Source organism: Algibacter sp. L3A6 (assembly GCF_009796825.1).
Classification (GTDB): Bacteria; Bacteroidota; Bacteroidia; order Flavobacteriales; family Flavobacteriaceae; genus Algibacter.
The window spans coordinates 1800229-1812496 of record NZ_CP047030.1 but is presented as its reverse complement, the minus strand read 5'-3'; the positions used below and the strand labels follow the sequence as shown (position 1 = coordinate 1812496).

Below are 12268 nucleotides of genomic sequence, written 5' to 3'. Positions count from 1 at the left end.
GAAACTTAAAAACAATACTTCTGCCATGATTGAAGTATTGTTTTTTCGGCTATAATATTGTTTCTTAGTATCAAGAAATGTAATGTTTCTCAAACCTCTTAGACTAAGACCGTATGCAGCAAACATTCACAGAATTTTCGACTAATGCCATTTTAAAAATTGGAGACGAATCGCTTTTAAGTATTTATAAAGAATCTACCCAAGCAGCACTATATACCTTTATTAGAACGCAGGACACCAAAGCCGAAATTATTGTAGATAGCATACCTTATACTATAGAAGCTGGAAGTTTGCTTGTACTTACACCTGTACAATACATTCAATTTGTAAAAGGAGAAAACTTAGTAGTTTATCAATTTAACCAGGAGTTTTATTGCATTAAAGATCACGACCAAGAAGTAAGCTGTGCTGGTTTGTTATTTTTTGGCAATGTACATGTGCCTTTAATTGGTCTAAGTACCGAAGAAGCTCACAAATTCTCGATACTTCATGAAGTTTTTATGGATGAATTTGATACTAAAGATAGCATACAAGCTGAAATGCTACGCATGCTTATGGCACGCTTTATTATAATAAGTACGCGTTTACTAAAAGCAAAAGAAGGTTTTGTTGAAACTACAAAAAACACCAAAATAGAATTGCTTCGTGAATTCAACATATTAGTAGAAACACATTTTAAAACTGAACATAGCGTAACTTTTTATGCCGATAAACTTTTTAAATCTCCAAAAACATTATCCAACACGTTTTCTAAGCTTAACACAAGTCCTTTACAAATTATTCACGACCGTATCATTCTAGAAGCAAAACGCTTATTAATCTATACCGATAAAACGGCTAAGGAAATAGCATACGAAGTTGGCTTTGAAGACACCTCTCATTTAAGTCGATTATTTAAAAAAAACACCTCTTTTTCTCCTTCAGACTTCAAAAAACAGCTTAAAACTACGGTTTAGGGAAAAATCGACAACTCTTCGGGTAATCTATCCATTCTATAGCACCTCTTATTGCTTCATCTTTGCACTGTATAACAAAAACATCAAAGACATGAAAACTAAAAACATATCCATTTTCAATTTAATTGAAATATTTAGAAGCAATAAGAAAGTAGCATTAAAGACTATTAGTCCTAAAACACATTGTGAGCAAAATCATTTATCAGATTTTTATTGCGATGCTGAAAAACCATACATCTCTTTCTAATTCGACAAAAAAACACCAAAGGGCAAAATTGACATGCCAAAAGGAAAAACCTACATGGTGTAACTCTTAAAACCGTCGCACCTTTGTACCAAGATAATCAAACACAAAAAATAATAAAAAAATTTAAAAATATGAGCACTTTTAACGTATTAACAAGAGAAGAAATAAGCGCAAATAACCAAGCTATTTTTGACAACTTAAAAAAAGCAGTTGGTTTTGTACCAAACTTATATGCAGCTTATGCATACAGTGATACTGCATTAGAAAACTATTTAGGTTTCGCCAATGCAAAAACCTCTTTATCTGCTAAAGAAAAAGAAGTTGTAAACTTAGCAGTAAGCGAGGTAAACAATTGTATTTATTGCCTATCTGCACATACAGCTATTGGTAAAATGAATGGTTTTACAGACGAGCAAATTCTAGAATTAAGAGCAGGACATTCTTCTGTAAATGATAAACTTAATGCTTTAGCCGCATTAGCTAAAAACATTACAGAAAACCGCGGAAGAACAGATGCAGCAGTTTTAGAAAACTATTTTAACGCTGGTTACACCAAAGCAAACTTAATTGATACTATATCGCTGGTTGGTGATAAAACAATATCTAACTACGTGCACAGCACAACCCAAGTACCAGTAGATTTCCCGGTAGCACAACCACTTGCAGAAACAGTAGCATAATTAAAACTCATAACCTTCGGGTTTTTAACATAAACAATTATTAACAACGCTTTATAAAAATAGAAGCACAATTAAATTTAAAGATGAAAAAAGTAGTAGCAATTTTAGTATTCGTATTAGCATTTGTAGTAAACTCAAATGCACAAGACGTAAAAACAGTATCTCTAGAACAAACTAAAGGAGAATTTACACAAAAGAATTTAACGATAAGTGAGGGTTCTTATATTTTCGAAATCGCGAACAACCATTCTGGTGTAGATGTTGGTTTTGTATTAATTCAAAAAGGAAAAGATGCAGCCAACCCAGAAAACCACATTAAAACAGCTTACGTAACACAAGTAGTTGCAGAAGGAAAAACAGAGAAATCTAATGTAACAACTTTAGAAAAGGGTGAATACGTATACTTTTGCCCACTAAACAAAACACCTCAGTACACCCTAACTGTGGAGTAATTAATAGTGTTTTTTATTTGTTGTAAAAGGCAGCCCTATTCGGGCTGCCTTTTTTTTGTATTTATATTTTAGCAGAAAAAAAAACCGTCTAAATATTTCTATCTAAACGATCTCTTGATGCTAAAAAACTAATATTATCTCGGTTAAAGAGTGACTAATTCAAATAAATAATTGTTTAGTTTTTGTAGCGTATTAATTTTATCACTAGAGTCTATTAATAGTGAAATATTGTTATTACTACCACCATAAGAAATCATTCTAATTTTTACATCTTGTAAAATCTGAAAAAGCTTAAAAGTGTCTTGATGATTAACAACAGTATGCCCAACTAAACAAACAATACTTTGGTTTTTATCGACCTCAATCGATGCTATTTTATCTAGCTCAACCAAAATTTTATCTAAATTTTTATCGTCATCAATAGTTAAAGACACAGCCACCTCAGAGGTTGTAATCATATCAATTGATGTTTGATAAGTTTCAAAAATTTCAAATACTTTTTTTAAGAATCCGTGTGCTTGTAACATACGAGCCGATTTAATTTTAATGGCTGTAATATTATCTTTAGCAGCAATAGCTTTTATTCCAGTTTCAGATGTTTTACTAGAAATTAAAGTACCATGCGCTTCTGGATTCATGGTGTTTTTTAATCGTACCGGAATACTATCTGCTCTAACAGGAGTAACAGTTTGTGGGTGTAGAATTTTTGCTCCAAAATAAGCTAACTCTGCAGCCTCATCAAAAGACAAGTCCGAAATAGGGTGTGTATTTTCAACATACCTAGGATCGTTGTTATGCATTCCATCAATATCGGTCCAAATTTGTACTTCTTCAGCTTTTATAGCTGCACCAATAATGGTTGCCGTATAATCACTTCCGCCACGTTGCAGATTAGAAACAGCTCCAGAATCATCTAAACAAATAAATCCTTGAGTAATATAAATATCTGCTGGTCCAGCATTATTTAAAACTACTTCCAAATGCTCTTTTATATAGTTAATGTCTGGCTCTTTGAAACCATCAATTTTCATAAAATCTAAAGCCGGCAACAATGCAGAGCTTACACCTTCTTGCTTTAAAAAACTATTAAACATAAAGGTCGACATTAATTCGCCTTGCGCAACAATTTGATTGTTTAGCAACTCCGAAGACTTCTTATAAGTACACTCTACCAAAAAGTTAAAAACCTCAGATACATATGCTTTTGTTTCTGCATTTAAACTTTCATTTTGAAGTAACGTATCAATAACTTCAAAATAAGTTTCGTGAAGTTTATTTATTTTATCTACAGCTTCATTCGCCGTGTTATTTTCAATATCACTTGCAATAGCAACCAATTGGTTTGTAGTTCCAGACATTGCCGAAAGCACAACAACTTTTTTAGCACCATCGTTGATAATACTTTTAACATTAAGCATATTCTCAACCGACCCGACCGAAGTCCCTCCAAATTTTAAAACTTTCATATGGATAATACTTTTATTTAGTTTATTTCTTAAGCAAAACTAAAACTCTTAAGACCAATAATAGCATTTTTTAAAAAATATGTTTATTTTTGCACAAATTGTTAAATAGTTAACATGAAGACTGTATCTAACTGTGTAGAAGACATTTTAATTTCGCAACCTTATTTGGAGGAAGCGCTTTCTAGAAACATTATTAATTTTAGTGCATTAGCGCTAGAACTTACCGAACCTATTAGTAAAATGCTAAAAAAGGATGTTAAAGCAGGAGCGATTATGATGGCCTTACGCCGTTACAACCCACCAATTACATTAACCAATTCGGTTAAAATGAAACGCGTAATACAAAACCTAGGCGATATTACCGTACGCTCTAACTTAACAGATTACACAGTTAAAAACTCCGACACACTTATTGATAACCATGCAAAAATTCTAGCGCGCATTAATCAGGAGTCTAAATTATTCTACACCTTTACTAGAGGTATTCACGAAAGCAACATTATTATTTCCAGCAGTTTAAACGATTTTATAAAAGACTCACTAAAATTAGAATCTTTTATTGCCGTTCAAGAAGGCCTTTCGGCTATTAGCATCAACTTACCGCAAGACAACTCTAAAATCGCCGGGCTTTATTATCATTTTTTTAAACGATTGGCCTGGGAAGGCATTGTACTTTACGAAGTAATTTCTACCACCAACGAGTTTACTATTTTAGTAGAAGATGAATATGTAGACCAAGCTTTTGCTGCTATAAAACGAGTGAAATCTTAATTTTTAAATCTTAAATGATAGAGTATCTTTGCCCGAGATATTGAAATCATGATATTACGACATAAAGGCATTAACATATTCTATACCGACCAAGGTAAAGGCAGCGCAGTAGTTTTACTTCACGGTTTTTTGGAAAACACATCTATGTGGAACGACCTCACACCCACGCTATCAAAAAAAAACAGAGTTATTTGCATAGACCTCTTAGGACACGGAAAAACAGACTGTTTAGGCTACGTGCACAGCATGGAACTTATGGCCGATGCTGTTAGTGCAGTTTTAAAACATCTAAAAATCCGACGTTCTACATTTATTGGTCATTCTATGGGCGGCTATGTAGCGCTCGCTTTCGCGGAAGAAAATCCAGACGCATTAAAAGGCTTGTGCTTAATGAATTCTACGGCTAGCGCCGACACACCTGAAAAACAGCTAAATAGAGATCGCGCCATTTTAGCAGTAAAACAAAATCACAAAAGCTTTATTAGGATGGCTATTGTAAATTTGTTTAGACCAAAGAACAGAACCTTATATGCTGATAAAATAAAAAAAATTAGAAAAGACGCTCAAGAAACTCCCCTTCAGGGTATTGTAGCCGCTTTAGAAGGCATGAAAATCAGGAACGATCGTGAAGCGCTTCTCCACTTTACTCCGTTTAAGAAAATGTTAGTAGCAGGAAAAAAAGATCCTGTTTTACACTACGATATTCTTGTAGAACAAACACAAAACACAGAGGTTAAATTAGTTACACTTCCGGACGGACACATGTCGCATATCGAGAATAAAGACGAACTTCTGTTAAATTTAATGCATTTCATCGAAAAAATATAGCTTTTCGTCGTGTTTATTTATTATTTTTACTATATTCACAAAGTAAAAATCAACCCAAATGAATAACACACCCTACAAACCAGCCCTTTTACCTAAAATGTACTGCGGCGTTTTTGGTCACAATTTTAAGGTATCTAAAAAAGTAACCTACCACGTAAGTGAATACACGTGCTCACATTGTAAAAAGCAATTAACCACGAGTAGCAACGGCGCTCTAATAGAGCTAACTCCAAAATTTAAAGAAATAAACAACATTTTGGAACGTATACACACCAGCCGCAAAAACCGTAATAGTAAAAGCGAAATACTGATTGAAAACCTATAACCCCAAAAATTATGTTTTACTACAACCTTCCATCAACATTAATGCGTCCGCACCGCAAAGAAGTGCTTCAATTAATAAAACGCATTGTTTTAGACTACTCTATAAAAAAATAATTAATCGAAGTTTTTCCAACCTTGAGCTATTAAAGGAATTCGAGTGTTTGAGCGCGTTACTAAATGTACGCCTTCATTCTCATCCTTCATGTGCCCAATAATACTTAAGTGTGGATTTGCTTTAATTTTAGTAAAATCGTCTTGCGAAATAGTAAAAAGCAATTCGTAATCTTCACCTCCGTTTAAAGCAACGGTTGTGCTATCGATATCAAACTCCTCACAAACTGTAATTACAGTAGGATCTAGCGGAATTTTTTCTTCATATAAATCGCACCCAACCTTACTACTCTTACAAATATGTAAAATTTCTGAAGATAAGCCATCACTAACATCAACCATAGCTGTAGGTTTAACACCTAAATCTTTAAGTAACTTAGCAACATCTTTTCTGGCTTCAGGCTTTAACTGACGCTCAATAATATAAGTATAAGCCTCTAAATCTGGCTGACTGTTTGGATTCACTTTATAAACTTCCTTTTCTCTTTCAAGAACTTGCAAACCCATATAAGCAGCACCTAAATCTCCAGTAACCACCAACAAATCACCTGGTTTTGATGTATTTCTATAAACCTCTTCACCTTTAGCAACTTGCCCTATAGCAGTTACAGAAATTAATAAACCAGTTGTAGACGATGTAGTATCTCCACCAACTACATCAATATTGTAAATTTTTGCAGCAGTTTCAATACCAGCATACAACTCTTCAACAGCTTCTAAAGGAAAACGATTAGAAACCGCTATCGACACTGTAATTTGAGTAGCCTCTGCATTCATGGCATAAACATCAGATAAATTAACAACAACAGCTTTATAACCTAAATGCTTTAAAGGCATATAGCTTAAATCGAAATGCACATTTTCCACCAATAAATCAGTAGTTACGACTATGTTTTTATCATCAAAATTTAAAACAGCAGCATCGTCTCCAATTCCTTTTACGGTAGAGCTATGCGAAATTTCAAAATTTTTAGTTAAATGCTCAATAAGTGCAAATTCACCTAAAGTACTTAATGGTGTACGTTGTTGATTTTTATCTTCTATCATGCTGCAAAAATAAGAAGCTAATTTCGTTTTTAATAGAAAAACGAGAGCAAACCTTTAGAATTATACATATTAATGCTAGAACCAATTTTAAATTAAATTTTTCCGTGCTTAACAAAAAGTTAATCTACCCGGTTAAAACAACATACTCAAACCGAGTCTGTTTTTTCAAACTAAAACACGCCCAAATTTACCATCCACCGATTTTTTCTCTTTAACGAGCTAAACAAGCATGCGCTTCATCGATTAATAACAATATTTCATCGATAATTTTGTCAATTTGCTTAAATTCGTAATCCCAAATACTATCAACTTATGGAACATAATTTACCTCTAAATATGTTTTGCGCCTCTTTTGGCCATAACTATTTTCTTATTGAACGTACAAGCTTCGAGATGTCTCAACTTATATGCAAATCTTGCGGTGCACAATTTAATTACAACACCAATGGTGATATTGTAAAAGCAAAAATGAATTACACCAATTTAGATGAGATTATAAAAATTTTAAGACCAAGTTAATCTGTAAAATTTTCATTTTTCTTCATACTAAATTAGACTTCCATATTTCAAAAAAACGAATGAATTTCATATCAATTCTGCTATAAATTCATTTGAAAATCAGGACAATATGCAACCAAAAGCTAGTTCATAAAAAAAACCTATCAAGCTATATGCTAATATAATGTTAGGTTCTATGGAAATCCATGACTTATATTGTATATTTGTACTCTATTTAGAGCAAATCTAAATTCAAAATATATGATAAAAGTTTCTGAAACAGCTAAAAAGAAAGTTATCGAACTAATGACAGACGATGGCTATAATCCTAGCGAAGATTTTGTTCGTGTTGGGGTAAAAAGTGGTGGTTGTTCTGGCTTATCCTACGATTTAAAGTTTGATAAAGAAAATCAAGAAGACGATAAAGTTTTTATCGATAATGGTGTAAAAATCATTGTTGACAAAAAGAGTTTCTTGTATTTAATAGGCACTACCCTTGAATATTCGGGAGGATTAAACGGCACAGGCTTCGTTTTTAATAATCCTAACGCAAACCGTACTTGCGGTTGTGGCGAATCGTTTTCATTATAAAAAATTAAGAAAGAATTATGTCGAAGTATACCGAGGATGATTTACGCGAAGAGCTAAAAACCAAAGAATACGAATACGGTTTTTTTACCGATATAGAATCTGAAACATTTCCTATTGGTTTAAATGAAGATATTGTGCGCGCTATTTCTAAAAAGAAAGATGAGCCACAATGGATGACCGATTGGAGATTAGAAGCATTTAAAGTTTGGAAAGAAATGGCAGAGCCAGAATGGGCAAATGTTAGATATACAAAACCAGATTTTCAGGCTATAGCCTATTATTCGGCTCCAACTTCTGTAGACCCTAACAAAACGTTAGATGATGTAGACCCTGATTTACTTGCTATGTACAAGAAATTAGGTATTTCTGTCGATGAACAGAAAAAAATGAACAATGTTGCTATGGATATTGTTGTAGATTCCGTTTCGGTTGCTACAACGTTCAAGAAAACATTAGGAGAAAAGGGTATTATTTTTATGAGTATTTCTGAAGCTATTAAAGAGCATCCAGAACTTGTAAAAAAATATTTAGGAACCGTTGTTCCAACTAAAGACAATTTTTATGCAGCTTTAAACTCTGCTGTTTTTAGTGATGGCTCTTTCTGCTATATTCCTAAAGGTGTTAGATGCCCAATGGAATTATCTACATACTTTAGAATTAACCAAGCAGGAACAGGACAATTTGAAAGAACTTTAGTAATTGCAGACGAAGGTAGTTATGTAAGTTACCTAGAAGGTTGTACTGCACCAAGTCGTGATGAAAATCAATTACACGCAGCCGTTGTAGAGCTTATTGCTTTAGACGATGCTGAAATAAAATACTCAACCGTACAAAACTGGTTCCCTGGTAATGCAGAAGGAAAAGGTGGTGTTTACAACTTTGTTACTAAAAGAGGTTTATGCGAGAAAAACGCTAAAATATCTTGGACACAAGTTGAAACTGGTTCGGCTGTAACATGGAAATATCCTTCTTGTATATTAAAAGGAGATAATTCTGTAGGTGAGTTTTACTCTATCGCAGTGACCAATAATTATCAACAAGCCGATACAGGTACGAAGATGATTCATATTGGTAAAAACACAAAATCTACCATTATTTCTAAAGGAATATCGGCAGGTAAATCGCAAAACAGTTACCGTGGTTTAGTACAAATTGGCTCTAGAGCTGATAATGCACGTAACTTTTCGCAATGTGATAGTTTACTAATGGGTAATGAATGTGGAGCACACACCTTCCCATATATTGAAGCTAAAAATAAAACAGCTAAAGTAGAACACGAAGCTACAACTAGTAAAATTGGTGAAGATCAAATTTTCTACTGTAACCAACGTGGTATCGATACCGAAAAAGCCATTGCATTAATTGTAAACGGTTTTAGTAAAGAGGTTTTAAATAAGCTACCAATGGAGTTTGCTGTTGAAGCTCAAAAATTATTAGAAATTAGTTTAGAAGGTTCTGTAGGATAACATCTATAAATCGATATAAATGAAAAAATTAGGCATTTTAGTTCTTTGTATTTCACTATTTGTGAGTTGTAAAAACGACAGCAAATCGACTGAAACCATATATCAAGATGATGATTTAACACTATTAAAAGGTGAATTTGTTTATTATGATGGTGCAGCTGTTTTGCAAACAAGCACAGAAATTTACGGTGTATTTATTACCGACAAACTAGAGGAACTAAATAAACAAGCTGAAGCCTTTAAAAACAGCAAAACCGATATGGTTACTGTTGAAATACGAGGCAAGGTAACACAAGAACAAGACAAAAAAATTCTTTGGGAAAACAAAGTTGATATTGTTAAGATTATAAGCGTAACACCAGCACATAACGAAAACGAAGGCCTTGTTAAACTAGGCAGTTAAATAATAAAATTAAACACCGAATTCTAATTTGATTTGAATATTCTAATCGAAACAGAATTTAAAATATAAAGTATGTTAAAAATAAATAATTTACACGCAAGCGTAGAAGATAAAGGCATTCTAAAAGGTATTAACCTAGAAGTGAAAGCAGGAGAAGTTCACGCTATTATGGGCCCAAATGGTTCAGGTAAAAGTACACTAGCTTCAGTTATCGCTGGAAAAGATGAATATGAAGTTACAGATGGTAACATCATTTTTGAAGGTGAAGATATTGAAGAATTAGCAGCCGAAGAGCGCGCACATAAAGGTGTGTTTTTATCGTTTCAATACCCAGTTGAAATCCCTGGAGTATCGGTAACAAACTTTATAAAAACAGCTATTAACGAATCGCGTAAAGCAAAAGGTTTAGGAGATATGCCTGCCAAAGACATGCTTAAACTTATTCGTGAAAAGGCCGATTTATTAGAAATGGATCGTAAATTCTTATCTCGCTCGTTAAACGAAGGTTTTTCTGGTGGAGAAAAAAAACGTAACGAAATTTTCCAAATGGCCATGTTAGAGCCAAAATTAGCAATACTAGATGAAACCGATTCTGGTTTAGATATCGATGCATTGCGTATTGTTGCAAATGGTGTTAACAAACTTAAAAGTAAAGACAACGCTGTAGTTGTAATTACACACTACCAACGTCTTTTAGACTATATCGTTCCAGATTTCGTACACGTTTTATACAATGGTAAAATTGTAAAATCGGGTGGAAAAGAACTTGCTCACGAGCTTGAAGAAAAAGGATACGATTGGATTAAAGAAGAAGTGAACGCTTAAAAACAGTCTCAGTATTTGGTAACAGCATGCAGTTGCATTCTTAAACCCAATTACTCAAGATTATAAAACATAGTAAACAGTTTAACTTCTAGATTTTCTTTTACTGAAAAACTGAGACTGCGACTGAAAACTGAAAACAATGGATTTAAAAGAAAAATTAGTATCATCTTTTTTAGCATTTGAGAACAACGTAGATGTTGATACTCAAATACATGATATTAGAAACGAAGCTATAAAAGCATTTGAAAAAAAAGGCTTTCCTTCTAAAAAAGAAGAAGCTTGGAAATACACCTCTTTAAATAGAATTTTAAAAGAAGATTATAGCGTTTTCCCTAAAAACGAAAGCACTATCGATTATAAAGACGTGAAAAAATATTTTATTCACGATATCGATTCTTATAAAGTAATTTTTATAGATGGAAAATATTCTTCTTACCTATCGGAGACTACTCACGATGGTATAGATGTTTGTTTAATGTCTGCAGCTTTAACTAAGCCAAAATACCGTTTAGTTATAGAAAACTATTTTAATAAAGCCGCTACTAAAGATAGTTTACCATCTTTAAATACAGCATTTTCGCAAGAAGGCGCTTATATCCATATCCCAAAGAATAAATTGGTTTCAAAACCAATTCAAATTATACATTTCTCTACAGGAAGTGAAGCGGCTACTTTATCTCAACCACGTAATTTAATTGTAGTAGACGAGAATAGTCATGTTCAAATTATTGAGCGTCACCAAAGTTTAACCGATAACCCTGTACTTACAAATAGTGTTACCGAAATTTTTGCTAACAAGCGTGCTATTGTAGATTATTATAAAATTCAGAATGATAATTCTAACGCATCACTTATTGATAATACATTTATCAAACAAAAGCGAGAAAGCGTAGCATCTGTTCATACATTTTCTTTTGGAGGTAAACTAATACGTAATAACCTTAACTTTTATCAAAACGGAGAACGTATTGATTCTATATTAAAAGGTGTTACTATTATTGGAGAAAAACAACACGTAGATCACAATACTCTAGTTCACCATATAGAACCAAACTGTGAAAGCCACCAAGATTACAAAGGTATTTTTGGAGACAGCTCTACAGGTGTTTTTAATGGTAAAATTATTGTAGATAAAGAAGCGCAAAAAACAAACGCATTTCAATCTAACAATAATATATTAGTAAGTGATAAGGCAACTATAAACAGTAAACCACAATTAGAAATATTTGCAGATGATGTAAAATGTTCTCACGGTTGTACTATTGGGCAATTAGACGAAAGCGCTATGTTCTACATGCAATCTCGTGGTATACCAGAAAAAGAAGCGAAAGCGCTTTTAATGTATGCCTTTAGCAACAACGTTTTAAGTTCGGTTAAAATCCCTGAAATGAAACAACGTATTACTAAAATTATTGCAAACAAATTGGGTGTAAACATCGGATTCGATTTATAGTCTATATTTTAACCCTTATAATTTAAAAGTAATATTAGAAAAGTTCGTCTTTTGTAATGTTACTTTTTTGTTTAAATCAAACTCGTAACCTAGTTATAGAGTTCGATTTCAAGAAAAAAAATAATAAACCCTTTACAGAAGGAATTATAA

General features: G+C 33.0%; 15 protein-coding genes. 13 read left to right on the top strand and 2 right to left on the bottom strand.

Annotated features, from left to right (window positions below; genetic code table 11):
• Positions 1 to 113: 113 nt before the first annotated feature.
• The 4 genes from GQR98_RS07530 to GQR98_RS07515 all read left to right on the top strand — a co-directional run bounded on the left by GQR98_RS07530 (position 114) and on the right by GQR98_RS07515 (position 2335).
• Positions 114 to 956 carry a helix-turn-helix domain-containing protein gene (locus GQR98_RS07530; RefSeq protein ID WP_159018981.1) on the top strand — a complete coding sequence of 281 codons (843 nt, stop codon included), beginning with the start codon at positions 114 to 116 and terminating at the stop codon, positions 954 to 956.
• Positions 957 to 1047: 91 nt separating this feature from the next.
• Positions 1048 to 1203, top strand: coding sequence for a hypothetical protein (locus GQR98_RS07525; protein WP_159018980.1), 156 nt, complete (start codon positions 1048 to 1050; stop codon positions 1201 to 1203).
• A gap of 131 nt (positions 1204 to 1334) precedes the next feature.
• On the top strand, positions 1335 to 1883 hold the full coding sequence (locus GQR98_RS07520) for a carboxymuconolactone decarboxylase family protein (protein WP_159018979.1): 549 nt from the start codon (positions 1335 to 1337) through the stop codon (positions 1881 to 1883).
• Between the two features lie 83 nt (positions 1884 to 1966).
• Positions 1967 to 2335: a cupredoxin domain-containing protein gene (locus GQR98_RS07515; protein WP_042504651.1), complete on the top strand. Its 369-nt coding sequence runs from the start codon at positions 1967 to 1969 to the stop codon at positions 2333 to 2335.
• A gap of 143 nt (positions 2336 to 2478) precedes the next feature.
• Here the strand turns inward: GQR98_RS07515 and GQR98_RS07510 are convergent, their stop codons facing one another.
• Positions 2479 to 3801, bottom strand: coding sequence for an aspartate kinase (locus GQR98_RS07510; protein WP_159018978.1), 1323 nt, complete (start codon positions 3799 to 3801; stop codon positions 2479 to 2481).
• A gap of 114 nt (positions 3802 to 3915) precedes the next feature.
• Here GQR98_RS07510 and GQR98_RS07505 point away from each other — a divergent pair, with 114 nt between their 5' ends.
• From GQR98_RS07505 to GQR98_RS07495, 3 genes are read left to right on the top strand one after another with little or no spacing between them, the layout of a single operon-like run.
• Positions 3916 to 4572: a hypothetical protein gene (locus GQR98_RS07505; RefSeq protein WP_159018977.1), complete on the top strand. Its 657-nt coding sequence runs from the start codon at positions 3916 to 3918 to the stop codon at positions 4570 to 4572.
• 48 nt (positions 4573 to 4620) lie between these two features.
• Complete coding sequence (locus GQR98_RS07500) at positions 4621 to 5400, top strand: alpha/beta fold hydrolase (protein ID WP_159018976.1); 780 nt, start codon at positions 4621 to 4623, stop codon at positions 5398 to 5400.
• 58 nt (positions 5401 to 5458) lie between these two features.
• Positions 5459 to 5725, top strand: coding sequence for a hypothetical protein (locus tag GQR98_RS07495; RefSeq protein ID WP_074937375.1), 267 nt, complete (start codon positions 5459 to 5461; stop codon positions 5723 to 5725).
• Positions 5726 to 5838: 113 nt separating this feature from the next.
• Here the strand turns inward: GQR98_RS07495 and thiL are convergent, their stop codons facing one another.
• The gene (thiL, locus tag GQR98_RS07490) at positions 5839 to 6882 is read right to left on the bottom strand and encodes a thiamine-phosphate kinase (protein WP_159018975.1); all 1044 of its coding nucleotides are present in this window, start codon (positions 6880 to 6882) and stop codon (positions 5839 to 5841) included.
• 312 nt (positions 6883 to 7194) lie between these two features.
• Here thiL and GQR98_RS07485 point away from each other — a divergent pair, with 312 nt between their 5' ends.
• The 6 genes from GQR98_RS07485 (at position 7195) to sufD (ending at position 12118) form a co-directional block, all read left to right on the top strand.
• Positions 7195 to 7401 carry a hypothetical protein gene (locus GQR98_RS07485; RefSeq protein ID WP_042497728.1) on the top strand — a complete coding sequence of 69 codons (207 nt, stop codon included), beginning with the start codon at positions 7195 to 7197 and terminating at the stop codon, positions 7399 to 7401.
• A gap of 240 nt (positions 7402 to 7641) precedes the next feature.
• On the top strand, positions 7642 to 7971 hold the full coding sequence (locus GQR98_RS07480; protein ID WP_159018974.1) for a HesB/IscA family protein: 330 nt from the start codon (positions 7642 to 7644) through the stop codon (positions 7969 to 7971).
• A 17-nt stretch (positions 7972 to 7988) separates the two neighbouring features.
• A complete protein-coding gene (gene sufB / locus GQR98_RS07475) occupies positions 7989 to 9437 on the top strand; it encodes a Fe-S cluster assembly protein SufB (RefSeq protein ID WP_159018973.1) in 1449 nt (482 codons plus the stop codon).
• Between the two features lie 19 nt (positions 9438 to 9456).
• Entirely contained in the window at positions 9457 to 9840 is a 384-nt protein-coding gene (locus GQR98_RS07470; protein ID WP_159018972.1) for a hypothetical protein, read from the top strand.
• A gap of 72 nt (positions 9841 to 9912) precedes the next feature.
• Positions 9913 to 10665 carry a Fe-S cluster assembly ATPase SufC gene (sufC, locus tag GQR98_RS07465; RefSeq protein ID WP_159018971.1) on the top strand — a complete coding sequence of 251 codons (753 nt, stop codon included), beginning with the start codon at positions 9913 to 9915 and terminating at the stop codon, positions 10663 to 10665.
• A 139-nt stretch (positions 10666 to 10804) separates the two neighbouring features.
• A complete protein-coding gene (gene sufD / locus GQR98_RS07460) occupies positions 10805 to 12118 on the top strand; it encodes a Fe-S cluster assembly protein SufD (RefSeq protein ID WP_159018970.1) in 1314 nt (437 codons plus the stop codon).
• Positions 12119 to 12268 lie beyond the last annotated feature (150 nt).